The organism is Bartonella sp. AC70YNML, assembly GCF_042196545.1.
GTDB lineage: Bacteria > Pseudomonadota > Alphaproteobacteria > Rhizobiales > Rhizobiaceae > Bartonella.
Genome location: NZ_JBHIQK010000001.1, coordinates 405,637 through 428,630, shown reverse-complemented (window position 1 = coordinate 428,630; position 22,994 = coordinate 405,637). Strand labels below are relative to the sequence as shown.

Below are 22,994 nucleotides of genomic sequence, written 5' to 3'. Positions count from 1 at the left end.
TTTATTGGTTTCTTTTTTATAAAATAAGTTAAAAATGAGAAAAATCATAAATCATCTCAAATAGAGATTTTTCAGTAAAAAAGATGCAAAACTGTCAATGAAAGAGTAGAGAAGATGTATTTTTATCGTTGCGTTCTCTTAAGTTAAGGTGATAGGAGGGAGTTTTTTTGTCTCATATCTTAACACCATTGCTTGACCGTATTTGTTTCCCGCAAGATTTGCGGGCTTTGCCTGAGTCTGATTTGGTACAGTTGGCTAATGAGTTGCGGGCAGAAACAATTGATGCGGTTTCTGTAACAGGTGGTCATCTTGGGGCAGGACTTGGTGTTGTTGAGCTCACTGTTGCATTACATTATGTTTTTAATACACCAGAGGATAGGATTATTTGGGATGTTGGTCATCAAACCTATCCACATAAGATTTTAACGGGGCGTAGAGAAAAAATACGTACATTACGTCAAGAGGGAGGATTATCAGGTTTCACAAAACGTTCAGAAAGTGTGTATGATCCATTTGGAGCGGGTCATTCGTCTACTTCTATTTCGGCGGGGCTTGGCATGGCGGTAGCGAGTGCTTTGAAGGCAGAGACAAGACGCAATATTATCGCTGTTATTGGTGATGGTGCAATGTCTGCGGGCATGGCTTATGAAGCAATGAATAACGCTGGTGCTTTGGATGCGCGCTTGATTGTTGTTCTTAATGATAACGATATGTCTATTGCACCGCCTACAGGTGCTATGAGTGCACATCTTGCACGACTAGTTTCTCGTCCTGCTTATCGTCATTTGCGTGAACGCGTAAAGATGTTGAGCGAAAAATTGCCAAAGTTTTTTTTGGATAAGGCACGTCGTTCAGAGGAATTTGCGCGTAGTTTTTTGGTTGGGGGAACGTTATTTGATGAGCTTGGCTTTTATTACGTGGGACCCATAGATGGGCACAATTTAGGGCATTTATTACCCGTTTTAAAAAATATTCGTGAATGTCCTAATGGTCCAGTTTTGGTGCATGTCGTCACCCATAAGGGAAAGGGATATCCACCTGCAGAAGCATCTTCTGATAAATATCATGGTGTTAATCGTTTTGATGTTACGACAGGAAAACAGGTTAAAGCATCAAGTAATACTCTACCCTATACCAAGGTATTTTCTGAAGCCTTATCAGAAGAAGCGCGCCATGATGATAAGATTGTGGGCATAACAGCAGCGATGCCAACAGGGACAGGACTTGATGCTTTTGCAGAAAAATTTCCTGAAAAAATGTTTGATGTTGGTATTGCTGAGCAACATGCCGTAACTTTTGCGGCAGGACTTGCTTGTGAAGGGTATAAGCCTTTTGTTGCAATTTATTCTACTTTTTTACAGCGTGCTTATGATCAAATTATTCATGATGTATCAATTCAAAAATTACCGGTACGTTTTGCTATTGACCGAGCAGGTTTTGTGGGGGCAGATGGTGCAACACATGCTGGAAGTTTTGATATTGTTTTTTTGTCCACTCTTCCTGAGTTTGTTGTTATGGCACCTTCAGATGAGCTTGAATTGATGCATATGGTACGTACAGCTGCAGCCTATGATCAGGGTCCCATTTCTTTTCGTTATCCACGTGGTGAAGGTCTTGGTATAGATTTACCGCAACGTGGTGAGTTATTAGAAATTGGAAAAGGGCGCGTTCTGCGTGAAGGAAATAGGATTGCTTTGGTTTGTTTTGGAACGCGGATGTCAGAAGTGTTGCAAGCTGCTGATGCGTTGGAGGTTGAGGGATTATCTACAACAGTTGCAGATGCACGGTTTGCAAAACCTTTAGATAAGGATTTGATGCGTCGTTTGGCACGTGAGCATGAAGTTTTGGTGACAATTGAAGAAGGTGCAATCGGTGGGTTTGGAGCACACATATTACAATTTTTAGCGCAAGAAGGGCTCTTAGAGCATGGTTTGAAAGTTCGTACACTAAAACTTCCTGATGAATATTTGAGTCATGGTTCACCAGAAAAAGTTCTTTCACGTGTCGGACTTGATGCTATGGGTATTTTAAATACGGTTTTTACTGCTCTGGGACGCGAGATTCGAACGGGATAGAAAATTCAAGTATGAGATGGCTTCCAGAAAAAGGCTCGATATTCTTTTAGTTGAAAGAAACTTTTTTACGACACGTTCACGTGCACGTGATGCAATTATACGCAAAACTGTTAAAGTTAATGGCAAAATAGTTTTTAAAGCTGGGCAAATTGTTTTTGATGATGCAGAAATTTTTGTTTGTGATCCAGCGCAAAATTATGTGTCCCGTGCGGCATTGAAATTGATTTCTGCACTTGATGCATTTCCGATTGTAACCGATAAAGTGACAGCCATTGATGTTGGGGCATCAACAGGTGGTTTTACACAAGTTCTCTTAGAGCGTGGAGCGGCCCATGTCATTGCTGTTGATGTTGGGCATCATCAATTTGATGCACGTTTATTGGGCAACAGGGCTATAACGTTATTAGAAGGCTTAAATGTTAGAGATTTTCAACAGGAACATTTAGGCGGTAGGGAAATTGATCTTATCGTTTCCGACGTCAGCTTTATTTCTCTTAAACTTGCATTGCCTCCCGTTTTATCTTTAGCCAAGAAGGGTGCTCAAGCTGTTTTATTGGTAAAGCCTCAGTTTGAGGTTGGTCGTAAGCACCTTGGAAAGGGAGGAATATTAAATCCATCAAGTGCTAAAAAAACCGCTGAGGCACTTTTTATCTGGTTAGATACTCAAACAGGGTGGCGTGCAAAAGGTTTACTTCCTTCACCCATTACAGGTGGTGATGGCAATGTGGAATATTTACTATTCGGAGAAAAACAAGAGTGAACGATAATGTGATAATCGACTATATTGGAGCAAATGGTTATGGTACTTCCAAGACGTCCCACGGTTTTATTTATGTTCCTTTTACTTTACCGGGAGAGTGTGCTGAAATTACTGTTCATGGAAAATATGCAACATGTATAGCATTAAAAGAAAAATCACCAGAACGTGTTGATGCTCTTTGTCAGCATTTTGGAGAATGTGGAGGGTGTGCTCTTCAGCATTGGCATACTGATGCTTATTGCGTATGGAAACGACAATTAGTTGTTGATGCACTTAAAAAGTATGGACTTAATAATGTTGTTGCGCCTTTAATAGAATGTAAACCCTATAGCCGACGTCGGATGACGTTAACAGCATCCATGACCCCACAGGGGCAAAAAGTTGGTTTTAATCGTTATCTCTCTCATGAGATTATAGCTCTTGAAGAATGTCCAGTGACGCGTTTAGAGATTATGTCTAAACTAGATGATATCAGGTCACTTTGTGCTCTTGTAAGCAATCATGCCAAACGGTTTCATATAACGATAACATCTGTTGAAAACGGTTTAGATATAGCTTTAAGCGGTTGTGTTATACACGATGAGCGTGTTCGTCAGAAAATGATCAGTGCTGCTCTTTCATATGGGATTATACGTTTATCTGTTGACGGAGAAGTTTTGGTTGAGCAAGAAAAACCATTGGTTTATTTTGGAGATGTCCGTGTTGAATTTCCTTCTGGTGGTTTTCTTCAAGCAACTTGTGAAGTTGAACATATAATGGGCAATATTATTTTGACTCATTTAAAAAAAGCAAAGAATGCTCTTGATTTGTTTTCAGGGGTAGGAACATTTGCCTTGCGTATGGCAAAAAAGATGAATGTTCATGCAGTAGAAAATAATGAAGATGCATTAAGAAATCTAAATACAGCAGCACGTTTTGCAACTGGTTTAAAAACAGTCACTTGTGAAAAACGTGATCTTTTTCGCCATCCACTTTCTGTAAAGGAACTTGAGTGTTTTGAAAGCGTTGTTTTTGACCCTCCTCGCGCTGGAGCAGAGGAACAAGTACATGAACTGGCAAAGGCAACAATATCACGTGTTGTGGCAATTTCGTGTAATCCCGTTACATTTGCTCGTGATTTATCTTTTCTTGTTGCAGGGGGATATACAGTAGAAAAAATCATACCAATTGATCAATTTTTATGGTCGCCACATGTCGAAGTTGTTGCTGTTTTGAGCAAAAATAAAAAGAAGAAAAGTTGGAAGCTTTAGCCTGAAAGTTTTTTTGATATAATTCATTTGAGTATTATTATAAAATCTCTCTAAAATTTATCTACAATAATAACCTTTTTCTCGTTGAGTTAACGAGCACTGAATGTAGAAAGTGTTTTTTATTTTAAACTTTTTTATTATGAAACATAAAAGATAGTTGCTCCACTACTCCATACAAAAGACGAATGTATCATAAAGAAGGTGTATTTAAGCAAATACCATCGTAATATTGGCCACTTCCTAATGTTGCTATAGCTCTTGGCACTTGAGATGGTTCATTATAGGTATTTTTAGTTCTTTCTTGTACAGTTTTACTCCATGCATTTCCCCCCGCTTGTAACGTACAAACGAATAATCTTAATTGATTCAACAGACACAAATTTAAAATGAGAGAATCTTACGGTGTTCAAGGTTCTAATTTAAATATGAATAACGTTCAATTATCTTTATAAATCAATGTTTGTAGCAAAAATTCATCCTTCACAAGACCATCTTGATAAACGAGAAGGGGCAGTATTGAATATTGGGAAGGAATGAGCAAGCTTACTTCAACGCAGTTCCACCGATTGTCATATTATTAATCCGTAGATGAGGTTGTCCAACACCAACAGGAACGTTTTGTCCTGCTTTTCCGCACATACCAATACCATTATCCAGTTTACTATCATTTCCAATCATTGTGATACGTTTCATAGCATCCGGTCCATTTCCAATAAGAGTTGCACCTTTAATTGGTGCACCAATTTTACCATTTTCTACTCGGTATGCTTCAGTACACTCAAAGACGAATTTTCCAGAAGTAATATCAACTTGTCCTCCACCAAATGAAACAGCATAGATACCACTTTTAAGTGAAGAAAGGATTTCTTCAGGTGTTTTATCTCCTCCTAGCATGATTGTATTGGTCATTCGTGGCATTGGTGCATAAGCATAAGATTCACGCCGTCCATTTCCAGTTGATTTACCTCCCATAAGCCGTGCATTAAGCCTGTCTTGCATAAAACCAACGAGTTTTCCATCTTCAATGAGAACGTTATATCCTGAAGGCGTCCCCTCATCATCGACAGTGAGAGAGCCACGGCGTTGTGGAATTGTTCCATCATCAACAACTGTAACACCTTTTGCCGCAACTTGTTGTCCTAAAAGTCCAGCAAAAGCAGATGTTTTTTTGCGATTAAAGTCACCTTCCAAACCATGACCTACGGCTTCATGGAGCATAACGCCAGGCCATCCATTGGCTAAGACAACATCAAAAGATCCTGCAGGTGCTGCTTCTGCTTCTAAATTTGTTAAAGCCATACGTAAGGCTTCATCCGCGGCTTCTTTCCAATTGTCTTCACGAATAAATTGGTTAAATGCTTGTCGCCCCCCACATCCATAGAAACCATTTTCACGTCGATTGCCTTCAGCGGCGACCACAGATATAGAAAGTCGTACGAGTGGACGAATATCACGAACCAAATATCCATCTGCACGTAAAATTTCAACATGTTGTAGCGAGCCGGAAAGAGAAACAGTCACTTGATGTAATTTATCATTTTTCGCACGTAAATAGGCATCAATTTTTTGCAAAAGAGCACTTTTTTCTTCAAATGACGGAGCATCAAGGGGATTATGCGGTTGATAAAGTCTCTTGTTTGTTTGTTGAGGTGCTACACTATAAGGTCCAGCATGATTATTATAGGTAACAGCTTTAGCTGCTTCACAAGCACGCTTGAGTGCAGCAGCTGATAATTCATTAGAATGTGCATATCCGGTAGCTTCTCCAGCAACGACACGCAGACCAAACCCCATATCTTGATGGAAAGAGCCGTTTTTAAGCTGTCCATTATCAAATAAAAGAGCTTCGCTTTCTGTATACTCAAGGTAAAGTTCGCCATCATCCGCATGATGAAGCGTTTCCTGTACAAGAGACTGCACTTTAGAGGAAGCAATATCAAAATGATCAATCAGCGATTTCATAAGAATTATCCTATTTTTACGGGGGATGAGAAGATTTTTATTGATCTAAATTAAGGAGCTCTCAAAATATACGATGAGATTTTAATTGTCCAATGTGTGTCGATTTTATTCATGTTGGTAAGGTTGCATAGGCATCGCTAAGACCCTGAAGGTCAACCAGACCTCCAATTCCTTGCTCTGGAGTTGTGAAGATAAAATAGGTTGCCATTTTTCCTTTTAAAAAGAGTTGTAATATGTCTTCTTTCAGAAAAGCTTCAGCAACACAATTATCACCAAGACAACGACGATATTCCATTCTTCCCATATCTTTATCGTCAATTTTAATGCCAACACCAGGACGTAACTCAACGCGAATCGGAACAAAAACACGCATCAAAGCGCCTTGCTTTTGAGGAAGTTTATAAAAGGTAACGCGGAGGGTAATATCATGACGACCTTGTGTATGGACGTTTTGTACAACTTCACACTGCATATTAGGGGTACCTGGTGGTAGAGCACAAACCTTTGTCCATGCACCATAGGTTTGTGGAGCAGGGACATCTTGTGCATAGGGTGTTTGTGCAAATGCATGACTGATAAAACTACTATAAAGTGTGTAAAGAACAGCACCAATAAAAAAAGTTTTTTTGAGTAATTTATAAAGTATCACAGAAAATCCTATCCGACTCAACACCCAAAACCATGCATAGATTTACATAAAAAAATGAATTCCCCATAAAAAACCATAACACAAAATCAGTATTTACCCAAATATATTAATTCATATGATATATTTTTTATGATACATTTGTAATGTGGAGAGAACGTTGATTGAAAAAATGTATTTTTATTGCCAATATTTCCATTTACTTTTAGGGGATACGTGCGAAAGAGATATTTCATATTTTCTCAAAAATACGATTGGTCTTAATTGGTCATTTCCATACGCTAGATAATATTTGTCAGATAATATTGGGTTTGTGAATGACAGAAATGGAAAAGAGCTTTGAGTGGAATGTCAGTTTCAGAAGAGTTATCGGTTGTGAATGGTAAATCAACGCCACCAAAATCCGGTATTGGTGATTACATCACATTATTAAAGCCACGTGTTATGTCTCTTGTGGTCTTTACGGCTCTGGTTGGTTTGCTTGTATCGCCTGTTCCTATCAATCCGTGGTATGGTTTTTTAGCAATTTTATGTATTGCTGCTGGTGGCGGTGGTGCGGGAGCACTGAACATGTGGTATGATGCTGACATTGATGCTGTGATGGAACGGACTAAAAAGCGTCCTATTCCTATGGGTAAAATCAGCTCTCAAAGGGCATTTATTTTTGGCATGGTTCTTTCTATGCTCTCGGTATTGGTTATGGGAAGCTTCATTAATTGGTTTGCGGCATTTTTTCTTGCATTTACGATTTTCTTTTATGTCGTTATCTATACAATTTGGTTAAAGCGTATCACACCACAAAATATTGTTATTGGTGGTGCTTCTGGGGCTTTTCCACCAATGATTGGATGGGCCGTGACAACAGGGACAGTGAGTATTGATAGCTTTTTATTATTTTTAATCATTTTTATGTGGACCCCCCCTCACTTTTGGGCTCTTTCTTTATTTTCATCTCTTGATTATGAGGCTGCAGGTATCCCTATGATGCCTAATGTACGAGGTGAACATTCAACAAAAAAACAGATTTTATTTTATACTATTTTGATGGCATTGTGTGCTGCTGCTCCTTGCTTTACTGGTCTTGGCGGAATTTTTTATGGTATTTTTTCAACAATTTTAAGCATTATCTTTGTTTATTTTGCCTATCGTTTGTGGAAAGCTGATACACATAATGAAACTATTTTGATGGCAAAAAAACTATTTTTCTTTTCATTACTTTATTTGGCAGCTATCTTTGGGGTTCTTTTGATTGAATCTCTTGTTTGGTATTTTATCGCTCTTTAGGAGCGTGAAAATATAAAAAACAAATTTTAAAAGAGCTTTCCTACAAGAAGATACTATAAAGTATGTTTTTATGTAAAAGATGGTATTGCACGTTTTTTTGCATTGATTATTCGTGCATAAGGATAAGTTGTTTGATTATGATACTAAAGCTATAGAGATTAAGGATGATTTATGTCTGGACTTCCTCCTTTAACGATACGTCTTTGTGGTCCACGTGGATTTTGTGCAGGGGTTGATCGTGCTATCCAGATTGTTCTTCTTGCATTAAAAAAGTATGGTGTTCCAGTGTATGTTCGTCATGAAATTGTACATAACCGCTATGTGGTTGAGGGATTGCAGCAACGGGGAGCTGTTTTTGTTGAAGAACTTGATGAGATTCCAGAAGAATATCGCACTCAACCGGTTGTTTTTTCTGCCCATGGTGTACCAAAATCTGTATCAAAAGAAGCACAACGCTATAATTTGTTTTATCTTGATGCAACATGTCCGTTGGTCTCGAAAGTTCACAAACAAGCGATACGGCATCAACGTCACGGTCGTCATGTTATATTGATTGGTCATGCTGGTCATCCTGAGGTGATAGGAACGATGGGACAGCTTGAAGAAGGGGCTGTGACGCTCATTGAAACGATAGAAGATGCTTTGCATTATCAACCAAGGGATCCAGATAAATTAGGATTTGTGACACAAACAACGCTTTCTGTTGAAGATACTGCAGGAATTATCGATATATTACAACAACGTTTTCCTACATTAGCAGCCCCAGCGGCTGAGTCAATTTGCTATGCGACAACGAATCGACAAGATGCGGTTAAAGCCGCGGCAAAAGGGAGTGATTTGTTTTTGATTGTTGGAGCACCAAATTCTTCTAATTCGCGACGTTTAGTCGAGGTTGCTGAAAAGTCTGGTGCGCGACAAGCTATTTTAGTTCAGCGCGCTGATGAAATTAATTTTGAAAACCTAAAAGCTCTTTCTGTTGTCAGTCTTTCAGCAGGGGCTTCCGCTCCTGAAATTATTATTGATGAAATTATTTCAGCATTTCGTGAGCGTTATGATGTCACAATAGAATTGGCTGAAACAGTGGTAGAAACGGAAAAGTTTTTAGTGAGTCGCGAATTACGTGATGTCATTTTAACCTCTCAAGATATGGCTTTTGTTAATGGTCAAGAAAATAGTACAAAAAATGAACATCAAGATACAGACATGTCTAAAATGAAAGCAGAATAATGGCCGTTTATACAGATATTCATCCAAATGATTTAAAAGCGTTTTTAACAGGTTACGCAATAGGGTCACTTTTGTCTTATCAAGGTATAGAGGAGGGGATTGAAAATTCTAATTTTATGTTAGAGACAACACAAGGACGATTTATTCTAACACTTTATGAAAAGCGTATTTCAAAAGATGATTTACCTTTTTTTTGTAGCTTAATGCAGCATTTAGGACAGCGTGGAATTCCTTGTCCTCAACCTGTTATTCAAAATGATGGCATGATGATCAGTGAACTAGCAGGTCGTCCTGCTGCTATTATTACTTTTCTGGAAGGAGAGTGGATCCGCCAGCCCAATATAGATCATTGTGGTGAAGTGGGGACGGGATTAGCACAATTGCATTTAGCAGGACAGGATTTTACACTCAGTCGTAGAAATACTCTTTCTGTTATGGATTGGCAGCTATTGTGGCAACGTTGTCAAACAAAAGAAGATGCATTATTAAAAGAATTTGGACAAAAAATTGAGTGGGAATTGGTTTTTTTACAAGAAAACTGGCCATTAAATTTACCAACAGGCATTATTCATGCGGATTTATTTAATGATAACGTCTTTTTTGTGAATCATCGTCTTTCTGGGATGATAGATTTCTATTTTGCTTGTAATGACTTTTTTGCTTATGATTTAGCGATCTGTTTAAATGCTTGGTGCTTTGAGCCTGATCATTCCTATAATCTTACCAAAGCACGTAAGTTATTGGAAAATTATCAAAAAATAAGACCATTGATCCCTTTAGAATTGGACAAGATGGTTTTATTAGCTCGTGGTGCATCTCTACGTTTCTTACTCACACGCCTTTATGATTGGTTTAATACACCGCCTCATAGCTTTGTTATTAAGAAAGATCCATGGGAATATTGGCACAAGCTTTGTTTTTTCAGTAATGTAAATTCGCTAAGTGAATTAGGTTTTTAAATTTTATGGCAACTCAACAAAAAGTCGTTGAAATTTATACAGATGGTGCTTGCTCAGGGAATCCTGGAATTGGAGGGTGGGGGGCAATTTTACGCTGGAATGGTCATGAACGCGAGCTTTATGGCGGTAAGGTCCATACGACAAACAATCAAATGGAACTCATGGCGGCAATTTGTGCATTAAAGGCGCTTAAAGAGCCCTGTTTGGTCAACCTTTATACAGACTCAGTTTATGTGCGTAATGGGATATCTAAGTGGATTGAGGATTGGAAAAAGAATAATTGGCGCACCGCATCAAAAAATCCTGTTAAAAATATGGAGCTATGGCAAGCTCTTGAGGATGTTTGTTCTTGTCATACAGTCAGGTGGCACTGGGTAAAAGGGCATGCGGGACATCCAGAAAATGAACGCGCTGATGCACTTGCTCGCAAAGCAATTACGCAATATCGCAACAATGGACATTTTCCAGCATAATTGCTGTTTGAGAGCCTTTCTCTTTTATCACGGAGTTGTAAGAGAGGGGGGCTGCGTATGAAATATGAATGTTCCACTTAAGGCGTGATCTTTAAAAGAAACAGTGTAAAAAATTTTTTGGTTTATTTCTTTTGGTACGAAATAGATCGGAGCACTAAAGAGCGTATATTTCGCGTTATCACTGACTTTTTTTGCTGCTCCAATTTGCATTTCTCCTCCATCTAAAAAGAGAGAGGAAGGAGTTGTTTTGTCGTTATTTTTTATTTTTAGAAGAAGAGTATTGTTATTTTTTTCGGCGCTTATTTTGAGTGCATTCTGCATCATGCGAGGCAAAGAATCTTGGGCATTTTTTAAGAAGGAAAGGGGAAGATGCTTGTTTTTAAGAACAGATGGCGAAAAATCAAAGTTAATAGTCAATGGAAGACAGATTTTATTACATAGTCCGAGAGTGAAAGCCCCACTTAAATTTTTGCTTGAACTAGAAAGATTGAAGGGCAATGTCACTTTATCTTTATAGCCTAATGACCAATCATTTTCTGTTTCAAAAAGCTGTGGCGTCGGATAAAAGATTTCATAAGAAACTTGTTGATTGAAATTAAAAAATGGTGCCATGCCAGAATTACCTGGATTACGCCAGTAAGTTTTCCATCCTGGTTTAAGCACAATTTCAATAATACCTTCTCTTATTCCAGAAAGAGAAGGTTCAGTGATTGCTAATCGGATACGACCACCCTCTGATTCATACCAAGATGTTGCGAAAAGCTGGAGTTTTTGTTCTGTTTGAGCATTTACAGGAATGTTAAGTAATTTTAAAACTAAGAATGTTAAGCATAAAGTAACTAAAAGCTTTTTATAAAAGAAAGTTGCGATATTTTGTAAATTTGTAAATATGTGACTTTTTTTCATTGGAGTTTTATTTTCCTAGTGTACTAAATGAACAAACTTTTATCATGTAAATTATGGAGAATAGCAGATTAATGAAGCAGTGTAATGGCTTTTTGGGTGGTCAATTACTCATAGCAATGCCTGGAATGAATGACAAACGCTTTATTCGTTCTGTTATTTATATTTGCGCACATTCTGATGCTGGTGCGATGGGCATCATTCTCAATCAATTGCATCATATTGATTTTCCAGAGCTTTTGCTTCACTTAGGAATCATAGACAGTGGCCAAAAAAAAAGTCTTTCTGAACCGATAAAAAATTTTCCAGTTCGCTATGGTGGTCCTGTTGATCCTTCGCGTGGTTTTGTCCTTCATTCAGATGATTATGCTTGTGAAGAAACTGTTTTTATTGCAGATAAGATCTGTTTTACTGCGACAATTGATATATTAAAAGCGATCAGTTGCGAACAAGGTCCGCAACATGCACTGGTCGCATTAGGCTATGCTGGATGGAAAGCGGGGCAACTTGAGGCAGAAATTTCTACAAATGGGTGGCTAATCAGTTCTACATCACCTAGTTTTCTTTTTGAAAGCGATTTAAGCTGCAAGTATGATAAAAGTTTAACACGCATGGGTATCGATCCAACTTATCTTGCTTCTGAAATGGGACACGCGTAGAGTTTTTTCTAAGCTTTTTAACTTTACACGTTATTTTATCCCTTATGTTTTTATTTTATAAGGGAAATGGCTCTGAACGAGCGTAATTAATTCTTCTATGGCAATCGGTTTCGTCACAAGTGTACTTTGAACATATTTACAACCTTCTTGACGGAGGAAGATTGCTTCTTTTTCATTTTCAACACCTTCTGCGATAATTTGCAAATTAAGATCTGTTGCCATATTAATGATAGACTTTAGAACAATTTTCTTCTTAAGAGAGTCGATTGAGATAAGTGAACGATCAAGTTTAACCATATCAAATGGATAACGTACGAGATAGGTCAGAGACGAATAACCTGTTCCAAAATTATCGAGTGCGAGATTCATTCCAAGTGTTTTAATTTGTTCAAGAAAGTGCGCTGATTGTTCAGGATTATTTCTTAAGACAAATTCAGATATTTCAATCATTAAGCGTCCTTTGTGGAGCGGATGCCGAAGCAAAGCGGCACGCAATTGACTGATAAAACGAGGATGAATCATTTCTGCGCTTGGTAAATTAATTGAAATAAAGAAAGATTGTTGGGAAAACTTTTCTTGTACATTTATAAGATCGATAATGGCATTATCAATGATAAATTGTGACAAATCCATAACAATTTGTTCATTTTCTACGATTTTTATGAAATCAGAGACATTTAAATTTCCATAAGTGGGATGATGCCATTCTACAATTGTTTCAAAACCAATAATATGTCCGTCTGATAAATTAAGAATAGGATGGTAGAGGATTTTCATCTCATTACGTTTTATTGCATAATGAACATCTTTCTCCAGAGTATTATGTTCGAGACCCAGAGTGCGAAAATTAGGACGAAAAGGTTCAATATGATTTCCCCCCATTTGTTTTGCGCGAATCATTGCTAATTCACTATCATTAAAAATATCTTTAGCAGTTGATCGACTTTCACTCCATGTAACCAATCCGATAGAGGTTGAAAGGATTATTTTATTTTCTGAAAGTGAAATAGGTGCTGAAATTGTTTTGTGCAAATGATCTGCAAATGCTGCAATTTTTTGTGGTTCTGTTTCACTGAGTAAAATAATTGCAAAGCGGTCTGCAGAAAGGCGCGATAAGGTATCTTGAAAATTAATGAGACGATTTAAACGACGTGCAATTATAAGAAGTACAGTATCCCCAACAGCGATACCTAATTTGCGATTAATTTGGCGAAAATTATCAAAATCAATCATAAAGACGGTTGGTCTAATTTTGATATTTGCTTTCGCTAAAGAGGTATAATTTTGTAGTCTATCAAAGAAAATTTGTTGGTTAGGAAGTCCGGTTAAGCTGTCGTGGATTGCATCATGCAATAAGCGTTCTTCGGATTTTTTATGGTTAGTAATATTGACAATGGTTCCAATGACACGAGTGATTTTTCCATCTTTTTGCATAGCCGGACGTGCACGAAGAGAAAACCAATGATAATAACCACCACCGGAAGAAAGCCGAAAAATTTGATCAATGCGCCCTTTTTTATTTTTAAGAATGATATCCAATACGGCTTGAAAGCGTTCACGATCATCATGGTGCAAGGCTGAAATCCAGTTGCGCATAGGTCCATTGAGGTTATGAATTTCAGTACCAAAAAGGGTTGCCATGTTTGGATGTACAACAATACGGTCACGCTCAATATTCCAATCCCAAATAATATTTCCAGCTCCCTTTGCTGCGAGTACTTGTTGTTCAAGGTCGGAAAATATTCCTTCATGGAAAGCGTCATTAGAAAAAGTTTGTTGCAGGACAGTAAAGCTAATGAGAAGAACAATGAGCACTAATCCCCCCGCTAATGCTGGCTGGATAATATCATTGTTTAAATGTCCAGCTATGCAGGCATAGGCTCCAACACACCAAAAGCTAATGAGCAACCATGTTGGAATAAGCATAATGGCGCGGTCATAGCTTCTGATTGAGAAATAGATGATTAATATTATACCAAGCACAGCGGTAAGGCCAAAAGACAAACGCGCAATTCCAGCGGCTCTGATGGGATCATAAATAGCAAAGGCTCCTAGACTGCAAAAGGCAATGGTCCAAGCGATAGCCCCGTAACTAAAATGATAATGCCAGCGGTTAAGGCTGAGATAGGTAAAAAGAAAAATGAAGAGTGTAGCAGTAAGTGCTACTTCTGTACCAGCACGCCAGATTGGTTGGGTTGTGAGTGTAACAGCAAAGAATTTATTTAAAAAATTGAAGTCAATACCAATATAAAAAAGCACTGCCCAAGCAACAGCAGCTGTTGCAGGAAACAGCCCTGTTCCACGGACGACGAAGAGAACAGTTAACAAAAGCGCTAAAAGACCTGATATCCCAAGAAGAATACCGTGATAAAGTGTATAAGAATTAATTGCATCTTTATAAGCTTCAGGTTGCCATAAATAGATTTGCGGTAGATTTGCAGAGTTAAGTTCGGCCACAAATGTAATAACAGCACCAGGGTTAAGGGTAATACGAAAGATATCAGAGTTTGCACTAAGTTGACGATCGAGGGAAAAACCTTCGCTTGGCGTTATGGATTGAATCCTTGATGATCCAAGGTCTGGCCAAAAAAATCCAGAACGTGCCATGCGGTAATGGGGGGCAACGATGAGACGATCAACTTGTTCATCTGTTGGATTTGCAAGAGAAAAAACGGCCCAATTTCCGGAAAATTTTTCATTTTTTGCCTGCACTTCAATACGCCATACAATACCATCTGGTCCTGGTGCTGTACTTGTTTGAAAAATAGAATTGTTTGTATGGTGAATTTCAATTGCTTTTGAGAGATCAAGAGCAGCATCCTGAGAAGAAATTTTAACTGGTTCAATTGCTTGTGCTGATGTAAGATGGACAAAAGAACTAACGACTACAATGAAAATGATGTCAATTATTTTACGCAAACTCTTCACAATGTCCCACTCTCAATATTTTAGGATGTTTAATTTTCATTTCGATTTTTGAGAAAAAACGTCCACCTTTTATAATTTATTTACATAATAAATTGTTATCACTTTTTCTTAAGTTATGTGATTTTATATACAAATAGACCACATACCCATCTGCTTCAATGGAACCTGAAGCGAATGAAGTTTTATATTTTAAAAGGGCAAAGTTAAACCATGAATTTCCATATTTCACGGATATATCTTTACTGATTAGAATCTTTATCACATGAAGTATGAATTGGGTAGTTTTGTACACCTCTTTGCCCAATATTTCCAAAACTTATTTAATGAGGAGAGCTTTTGTGGTAAATTTTATGATAAAATATGTGATGTTATTGTGATGCTGCTTTGAAAAGAAGTTTTTACTTTAGCTTGTATGAAAGAGTTGACGTTAAATCATCAAAATTTATGAGGGGGCCTACAGGTCCGACAGCAGTTAGTGTTGGAGTGGAGTTTGTAAAAAGACGATGTGCTAAATCAGTTAATCTTTTAGGAGTGATGAGATTGAGGCGTTCAATTGTTTCCGATATTGGAATTGGTCGACCATAAAGGAGTATTTGGCGAGCAATGAGATGTGCTTGACTAGAGGGATTTTCCTGTGACATTGTCAGATTTGCACGATATTGCGTTTGTGCTCGTTGCAGTTCGTTGGCGTGAATATTTTTGCTGACCTTGGAAAGTTCATCAAGAATCACAGGAATAAGTTCTTTGAGCCCTTCTTGTCCGGTAGCTGCGTGAACACCAAAAAGCCCAGTATCTGAAAATCCCCAATGAAAAGCATAAATAGAATAGCATAATCCACGTTTCTCTCTTACCTCTTGAAAAAGACGTGAAGACATACCACCACCAAGAATGATTGAAAGAATTTGAGCCGCATAAAAATCACGCGCGTGATAAGCACGCCCTTCAAACCCTAGAACAACTTGTGTATCCATTAAATCGCGATATTCACGAAAGTCGCCACCGACATAATTTGCAAGATTAGTAAGAGGTGCGGTTGAATGGGAGCGAAAAGTACCAAGACGACTTTCAACTTCTCGCAAGAAACTTTCGTGCTTTACAGCTCCTGCAGCAACGACAATCATACGATCTGCACTATATTGTTTATTGATGAAATCATGGAGATCAGTAGATGTAAATGATTGAATAGTTTTAGCTGTTCCTAAAATAGAGCGTCCAAGGGATTGATGACGAAAGGCTGTTTCTGTAAAGTGATCAAAAACAATATCATCAGGAGTGTCATGGGCAGCACCAATTTCCTGAAAGATTACTTGTTTTTCTCGTTCTAGTTCATTGTCGTCAAATTTTGAATGCATTAAAATATCGGCTAAAATGTCTATAGCAAGTGGGATATCGCTTTTAAGTACACGTGCAAAGTAAGCTGTTGTTTCAATACTGGTTGTAGCATTGATTTCACCGCCAACATCTTCAATATCGGTTGCAATTTGAAAAGCAGTACGGTTTTCGGTTCCTTTAAAAGCCATATGCTCAAGAAGATGAGCAATACCATGCTGTGTGGAGGTTTCATTGCGTGAGCCCACTTTAACCCATATTCCGAGGGCAACACTATCAATTTGTTGCATTGTATGTGTGGCGATAGTCAAACCATTATTTAGGCGACAGATATCTACATCCATGTATTTACAACTCCATTAAATAAGCTAAATACCTCATTGTAAGGGTATCAGAATCTTCTTGATTTAAATTAATGCAGCTAACTTTAATAAGATGCACGCGATTTTAAAGAAATATAATCTTTTACTATTTTTTCATCATTAGCAAGATTTATAAAATGTTCTTCGTGTTTCATTACATCATTGAGATGAGATGGCCATGGAGCATGAAGGCCACAAGCGCTTTTAATAGTATCAGGAAATTTAGCTGGATGAGCCGTGGCAAGAACGATCATTGGAATATGCGGTTTTTTGTTTTCACGCGCTACTTGAAGAGCGACCGCTGTATGTGGATCAACAAGATAGCCACTTTCCTTATAGACACTATCAATTTTTTGAGCTGTTGCAGCCATGTTGCTTTTCCCAGCGGAAAATAGGGAACGAATATTTTTGAGTTGCTTTTCATCAAGAGTAAAGAGACCCGTTTTTTTCAAGTTTTCCATTGCATTGCGAATCCACATTGGATCACGATTGCCACTTTCAAAGAGCAAACGTTCAAAATTAGAAGAGACCTGAATATCCATAGAAGGTGATGTTGTATGGACTATTGGTTTTGTTTCGTAAGTACCACTGGTCAATGTACGTACAAGGATGTCGTTATCATTCGTTGCGATGACCAGTTGAGCAATGGGTAATCCCATACGGGCTGCGACATAACCTGCAAAAATATCACCAAAATTTCCAGTAGGAACAGTAAATGAAACAGCTCTATCAGGTGCTCCTAAGGAAAGAGCTGATGAAAAATAGTAAACAATTTGCGCCATGATACGCGCCCAATTTATAGAATTAACACCTGAAAGCGCTGTTTTTTTACGAAAATTATGATCATTAAACATTGCTTTGACAAGAGCTTGGCAATCATCAAAATTTCCTTCAATGGCAATGGCATGAACATTGGAACATTGATTGGTTGTCATTTGCCGTTGTTGAACAGGTGATACACGTCCTTTAGGAAATAAAATAAAAATATCTGAGTGCTCTTTTCCAGCAAAAGCTTGTATCGCAGCTCCTCCTGTATCACCTGATGTTGCAGCAATAATCGTTGCACATCTATTTTTTTCAGTCAAAACATAATCCATCAGTCGAGAAAGAAACTGCATTGCGACATCTTTAAAAGCTAAAGTAGGACCATGAAAGAGTTCAAGGATAAATTCATCTGCTCCAGTTTGTCGTAACGGACAGATTGCTGGATGGTGAAAGGTTGCATAAGATTCAGCGATCATATTTTCAAAAGCTGTATATTCGATTTCGTTATTCACAAAGGGCCACAGGATAGTTTTAGCAATTGTTGTATAGGACTGACCACGAAGTGCTCGTAACGCATCAAATGATAGCTGAGGAAATTTATCTGGCAAATAAAGTCCCCCATCACTTGCCAACCCTGTCATGATTGTTTCCGTAAAGCTTAAAGCAGGAGCTTCACCTCTCGTGCTGATATATTCCATAAGTCTTATCCTTTTTTTATTTCTGGCAAATTGGTGAAGTTATTTATTTCACGTTTTTCATAATATTTAAATTATTAAATGGATAGAGCTTCTTTTCTTCTTTTTAACTCAATAATGAAAGGAAATAGCCTTAAGCATTTTTATTTTTGAGATATAAACGCCAAATGTTCACAGAAAATCTTTTACAGTCGAAAATTTTCTCTCTATTATTCATTCACTTAAATTTTACAACGTATCTTCACTTGTGCACCTTCTTAAATAATACAATTAAATAGATAGAATGGCATTTACTGAAGAACTTTTGTATAAAACTCAATCATTTATAGTTATTTTATGCTCTTAATACTTTGTAACAATTAAATCTGCTGAACTGAATGTTAAAATGATACATCTCAGAATTCACATTGGAAGATTTATAAGGTAATTTTATGGCATTTCGTGCACAAATCATACTTTGAATAATCTTTTTTAGCTTAACTTATCACTTTGTATAATAATAGATATTATATTTGTGCTATACAGTATGGTAACCTAAAGTTTATCCATAGAAAACATACAACAGCCTGCTAAATGATGGGAAGCAGGCTGTAAAGTGTTTTCATTTTAAATAGAAAAAAATAACTAAGTATCTTTGAATTATTTGCCTTTAATTTTTCCTATTGCCCATCCGATTATCCCGCTAAATATGGCCATAACAGATCCAGTTAAGAATCCAAAACCCAAAGCTCCTACTGTAGAAAAAACTCCTAGCGTAATTGGTTCAAACACTTTCTCAAATTTTCCTTCAAAGGCAGATTCACTTTTTGCTCTATGAGTGAAACTTGGGACATAAAGAGCAGCTATATCGATAGTTTTTTTCTTTCCTTGTTCTATTAGAGAGACAGTTTCCCATTGAGTATCATTTTTCAAATGATTGGCATGAACATTTATAACTTGTGAAAGCAAAAAAGCAACTGCTATAAAAATATTTAATACGTAAGTTTTCAATACTTTAATCATAGTTTACCACCAATACTTTTATTTTAATCTGAATTGAATAGATGCATCGGCAGAATTAGTGCACATTGAGAGAAACAGAAGCATTTAAAGCTTTTTTCACTCTTATTGTGATAATTCATTAGTTTTTATCATCAACAATGGATAAACACAGAATGTGTTAATAGTTTATATTTCATATGAGAAGGTCTTAATCTGATGAAATTTCAATTTTAACGAGATTTAAAATAGGATATTATTTTGCTGATTATCCATCCTAAAAACATACCTACCGTACTTGATACATAACCAAGAGCCATCCCAATACCAAAAGTCCCGAGTGTAAGAGGTTCAACGACTTTTTCAAATTTTCCTTCGATGGTAATTTCATTTTTCATACCACGATTTAGATTTTGTGTATAGAGAAAAACCGTACTGATTGCATCCTTTCTGTTCTGTTCTGTTAAAGAAATAAAACTATTCTCACGATGAATATTGTTTTGCAAGTAGTTGGCATGTACACTTACAGTCTGTGAAATGTAAAAAACAGATATCATAGAAATAATTAACATATGATTGTTAAAAAATTTAATCATCATTTACCTCAAATACTTTATAGTATTCAATATATATATGTGTGTATATAAATTTATAATTTGGATTTTTGGATGTAATTTACATAATTTATAGTTATAATAAGAGAAATAGAAGCTTCATTATGTAATAAATTTATAATAATTAATAATAAAATAATGAAGCTATATATTCTATATTTCTACAATATATTGAATTACTTGAACATCAATACTATATCATTTATCCAATTTATTATCGATCCTATAAAACTTATTGCATATCCAGCGTACAATAGTCCCTCTCTTACAGTCATAGGCTCAAAGACCTTTTCAAATTTTTCTTCACCTATTGTTCCATGTTCTGTTTGATAATTTACAGACGGAACATAGAAAGCAGTCGTAGAAACTACATCGGATTTCGCATATTTTACTTGTTCCATTGGGAAAACAGAAAATTCCTCTTTTGGAGTATCATTTTTCAAATAGTTTGCATTAACATTTACAGTTTGTGAAATAAAAAAAGTGCTAGCTATAAAAATGCTTAAGATATAATTTTTAAATACTTTTACCATAACTTTACCTCAAATATTTTTAACTTATATATGTAAGAAATATACATATATGTTTATTTATATCACACATATATAGTTCAATATGTATTTTTAGTCAATAATAAAAACACATATAAAAATATAGATATAATTTTTTATAAACATTATTGTAAAAAAGTAACAGTAATAATTACAAAAAATATTTTAAAAAAACTTTATGAAATATTTTATTATGTGTTATATATAAAATAACACGTTGTTATCGTATAATTTTTATAAAATGAGATTAATATTATTTTATAAATACATTTATCGATAATAAAATGATCAAAATTTTTACATATTAAATATATAAAAAATTATTTATTATCGATAGTATAATAAAAAACATGAAAATTATGATATGTTTATATAAATATTCTTAACAATTAAAATATGAATGGACACGCTAAAATTTTATTATTTATAGTAGTTATTATTGTAGAATTTGTGTTATATAGATATTATTTAAGTTATTATTCAATGGTTATTTAATTGCATCGTGATAGCATAATGATACTTCACTATTAATTATATACATTTATGTTATAGATACTAAAAAATGTACAGTTCTCTCATAGTGTAAAGTAGAGCTCGAATTGGATAGAGATAAATGATATTATCTTTTTATCGCCAATGTGAACAGCATATTACTATGATGCAAAGCAGTGTATAGAAGAATCTAATTTAGACATATTTATGAGTGCCGAAAGATCAGTATTAGATAATATTTTTCAACACTTTCTTCTTTCCAAACAGAAAAGCCGCTTTAAGAAAAACACCCTTTCTAATATTTTTAGAAAGGGTGTTTTTCTTAAAGTTGGATTACTTTTAAAAAGATCTGATTTCATTGCTTATTTAAAAAGTCTATTAAGTGCTTTCGGAAAATTTTAAGCAACTATTAGTATCTCTGTAGGTTGTTTAACATGATTATATGTTTCATATTTATGTGTTTTTTTAAAGAAACCGTTCTCAAGGTACTCAAGCCTATTGTGCAATGATAGATATGATGATAAAGCCCCATAATATAAAACTCTTAGGGCATCAGAGTTTTTGGCGTTTATAAAGAAGAAAGATGGCATCGCCATACAATTTGCTCGCTCCTAATGTTGCTACATTTTTGCATTTTGCTTAATTTGAATAATGATTAATTATTGATTATAAATCAATACGTTGTCTGTAAATTACTTGGTATGAAATGTTTTTTATAAAATGCAAATCTTTATAAGAATGTATTCTTTTTGTTTTTTGTAATCTTAGGGAGGTTGTGCCGATTGATGCTGTTAAAATACTGTTTAAGCAGCAAAGTAAATAAGCCTTCAACAAGTTTGCGAGATTTGGATTGAGCAAATATAAGCCCGTGTAATTTAACAAGAATACTTTTGTTTTTTTCAATAAACTCTTGTGTTCCATAGGTTCTGCGAATTTTAATATTTTTTTCACATTGAGATGCAATTCACCCATGTCGTGAATTACGCATTTATTGAAGTTATTATAAAAGGAGCAGCGAGAAGAGAAGGACATTTGAATAAAAGTGCTTCTTACAAGAGTTTACAAACTGATATATTCAAGAGATTTCTTATAATAGATCTCGCCATACTGCCATTGCTTCTAAGACTTCTCCTAAATGAGCATGTTTTGCAATAACTGTTTCTGCACCAGCTTCTGCAAGTGCATTAGAGTGGCCAAGATAGCTATGTGATCCTCCCGTAAAGCCGATGGCACGCATGCCTGCTGCTTTGGCGGCATGTACACCATGAATTGAATCTTCTATAACGATAGTGTTTTGAGGCTCTACTTGTAATTGTTTTGCGGCAAAAAGGAAAATATCAGGGGCAGGTTTGGTTTTTTTTGTTCCAACTTCAGGTGCAGAAAATATTTTACCTTCAAAAAGTTCATAGAGACCAACAGTGGTGAGCATCTCTTTTATATCGATGCTCTTTGCATTAGAGCAGATACAGTAGGGATAGCGTGTTTGAATAATTTCTACTGCTTCTCTTACATCATCAAGAGCACGTAATTCAGTTTTTATTTGTGTACGAAAAATATCAGTCATTTGATCTATGAGATGAGCAGAAATTGGTTTTTCTGTTTCCTGTTCAACTTGTTTAAGAATATCGCGAAAGATAAGCCCTGCAAAACGTTCGCTCAATTCTTCAGGTGAGATTTCATATCCTGTTTGTTTGAGCAATTGAGATCCAATTTTTGCTGCAAGATATTCAGAGTCGACGAGAACTCCGTCACAATCAAAAATAATAAGATCTATTTGAGGCATAAAATATTCCTTTACATGTTACGAGATGAACAATTTTCATGAAAACGACATTGAGAGAATCTTATTTCATAAAAATATATTTTGAAAATGATTCTTATTCATTTTACGAAATAAAAGATAGGGGAACAGTATATTGAAAAAAGAAAAATTCATTCAGATGGAAGTTTTTTTACTTTAAAAAACAAAAAATAATAATCAATTTTTCGGAACTTTAACGATACGTTTACTCTATTTTGTAAATATGGATTGGTAAAGCGGGCCTATAAACTATTTTGGTTGATTATAGGGCAAATTCAGTT

General features: G+C 36.0%; 18 protein-coding genes. 8 read left to right on the top strand and 10 right to left on the bottom strand.

Translation table 11 applies throughout. The features are described 5' to 3' along the window. The first annotated feature begins 167 nt into the window (after window positions 1-167). Genes dxs through ACFIMU_RS01880 form a run of 3 tightly spaced genes read left to right on the top strand, consistent with a single transcriptional unit; the run spans window position 168 to window position 4,085 of the window. Window positions 168-2,075: a 1-deoxy-D-xylulose-5-phosphate synthase gene (gene dxs, locus ACFIMU_RS01890; RefSeq protein WP_375614428.1), complete on the top strand. Its 1,908-nt coding sequence runs from the start codon at window positions 168-170 to the stop codon at window positions 2,073-2,075. A gap of 16 nt (window positions 2,076-2,091) precedes the next feature. Then, window positions 2,092-2,835 (top strand): TlyA family RNA methyltransferase, encoded by a 744-nt coding sequence (locus ACFIMU_RS01885; RefSeq protein WP_375606411.1) that lies wholly within the window; start codon window positions 2,092-2,094, stop codon window positions 2,833-2,835. Then, entirely contained in the window at window positions 2,832-4,085 is a 1,254-nt protein-coding gene (locus ACFIMU_RS01880) for a class I SAM-dependent RNA methyltransferase (RefSeq protein ID WP_375696772.1), read from the top strand. The genes ACFIMU_RS01885 and ACFIMU_RS01880 overlap by 4 nt, the downstream gene beginning before the upstream one ends. Before the next feature lie 543 nt (window positions 4,086-4,628). Here the strand turns inward: ACFIMU_RS01880 and tldD are convergent. After that, window positions 4,629-6,047 (bottom strand): metalloprotease TldD, encoded by a 1,419-nt coding sequence (gene tldD, locus ACFIMU_RS01875; protein WP_375606409.1) that lies wholly within the window; start codon window positions 6,045-6,047, stop codon window positions 4,629-4,631. A gap of 109 nt (window positions 6,048-6,156) precedes the next feature. Beyond that, window positions 6,157-6,696 (bottom strand): invasion associated locus B family protein, encoded by a 540-nt coding sequence (locus tag ACFIMU_RS01870; RefSeq protein ID WP_375606408.1) that lies wholly within the window; start codon window positions 6,694-6,696, stop codon window positions 6,157-6,159. A 345-nt stretch (window positions 6,697-7,041) separates the two neighbouring features. Here ACFIMU_RS01870 and cyoE point away from each other — a divergent pair, with 345 nt between their 5' ends. The 4 genes from cyoE to rnhA all read left to right on the top strand — a co-directional run bounded on the left by cyoE (window position 7,042) and on the right by rnhA (window position 10,636). Further along, window positions 7,042-7,977 carry a heme o synthase gene (cyoE, locus tag ACFIMU_RS01865; RefSeq protein WP_375606407.1) on the top strand — a complete coding sequence of 312 codons (936 nt, stop codon included), beginning with the start codon at window positions 7,042-7,044 and terminating at the stop codon, window positions 7,975-7,977. Between the two features lie 171 nt (window positions 7,978-8,148). Further along, a complete protein-coding gene (gene ispH / locus ACFIMU_RS01860; protein ID WP_375606406.1) occupies window positions 8,149-9,204 on the top strand; it encodes a 4-hydroxy-3-methylbut-2-enyl diphosphate reductase in 1,056 nt (351 codons plus the stop codon). Next, window positions 9,204-10,163, top strand: a complete 960-nt coding sequence (locus ACFIMU_RS01855; RefSeq protein ID WP_375606405.1) for a homoserine kinase — start codon at window positions 9,204-9,206, stop codon at window positions 10,161-10,163. Before ispH ends, ACFIMU_RS01855 begins: the two co-directional genes overlap by 1 nt. A gap of 5 nt (window positions 10,164-10,168) precedes the next feature. Continuing rightward, the gene (gene rnhA, locus ACFIMU_RS01850; protein ID WP_375687410.1) at window positions 10,169-10,636 is read left to right on the top strand and encodes a ribonuclease HI; all 468 of its coding nucleotides are present in this window, start codon (window positions 10,169-10,171) and stop codon (window positions 10,634-10,636) included. Window positions 10,637-10,663: 27 nt separating this feature from the next. Here rnhA and ACFIMU_RS01845 read toward each other — a convergent pair whose 3' ends face one another. Further along, entirely contained in the window at window positions 10,664-11,542 is an 879-nt protein-coding gene (locus ACFIMU_RS01845; RefSeq protein ID WP_375614426.1) for a protein-disulfide reductase DsbD domain-containing protein, read from the bottom strand. 71 nt (window positions 11,543-11,613) lie between these two features. On the opposite strand from ACFIMU_RS01845, the gene ACFIMU_RS01840 reads away from it, so the two are divergent. Further along, window positions 11,614-12,198: a YqgE/AlgH family protein gene (locus ACFIMU_RS01840; RefSeq protein WP_375606402.1), complete on the top strand. Its 585-nt coding sequence runs from the start codon at window positions 11,614-11,616 to the stop codon at window positions 12,196-12,198. 42 nt (window positions 12,199-12,240) lie between these two features. Here ACFIMU_RS01840 and ACFIMU_RS01835 read toward each other — a convergent pair whose 3' ends face one another. From ACFIMU_RS01835 to ACFIMU_RS01805, 7 genes are all read right to left on the bottom strand, one after another. Next, a complete protein-coding gene (locus ACFIMU_RS01835) occupies window positions 12,241-15,126 on the bottom strand; it encodes an EAL domain-containing protein (protein WP_375606401.1) in 2,886 nt (961 codons plus the stop codon). A gap of 398 nt (window positions 15,127-15,524) precedes the next feature. Next, entirely contained in the window at window positions 15,525-16,799 is a 1,275-nt protein-coding gene (locus ACFIMU_RS01830; protein ID WP_375606400.1) for a M16 family metallopeptidase, read from the bottom strand. A gap of 83 nt (window positions 16,800-16,882) precedes the next feature. Beyond that, complete coding sequence (gene thrC, locus ACFIMU_RS01825; RefSeq protein ID WP_375606399.1) at window positions 16,883-18,280, bottom strand: threonine synthase; 1,398 nt, start codon at window positions 18,278-18,280, stop codon at window positions 16,883-16,885. A gap of 636 nt (window positions 18,281-18,916) precedes the next feature. Further along, a complete protein-coding gene (locus tag ACFIMU_RS01820; protein WP_375606398.1) occupies window positions 18,917-19,279 on the bottom strand; it encodes a hypothetical protein in 363 nt (120 codons plus the stop codon). A gap of 209 nt (window positions 19,280-19,488) precedes the next feature. Beyond that, window positions 19,489-19,812: a hypothetical protein gene (locus ACFIMU_RS01815; protein ID WP_375606397.1), complete on the bottom strand. Its 324-nt coding sequence runs from the start codon at window positions 19,810-19,812 to the stop codon at window positions 19,489-19,491. Window positions 19,813-20,045: 233 nt separating this feature from the next. Then, the gene (locus ACFIMU_RS01810; RefSeq protein WP_375606396.1) at window positions 20,046-20,402 is read right to left on the bottom strand and encodes a hypothetical protein; all 357 of its coding nucleotides are present in this window, start codon (window positions 20,400-20,402) and stop codon (window positions 20,046-20,048) included. Window positions 20,403-21,999: 1,597 nt separating this feature from the next. Then, a complete protein-coding gene (locus ACFIMU_RS01805; RefSeq protein WP_375606394.1) occupies window positions 22,000-22,695 on the bottom strand; it encodes an HAD family hydrolase in 696 nt (231 codons plus the stop codon). Window positions 22,696-22,994: the final 299 nt, after the last annotated feature.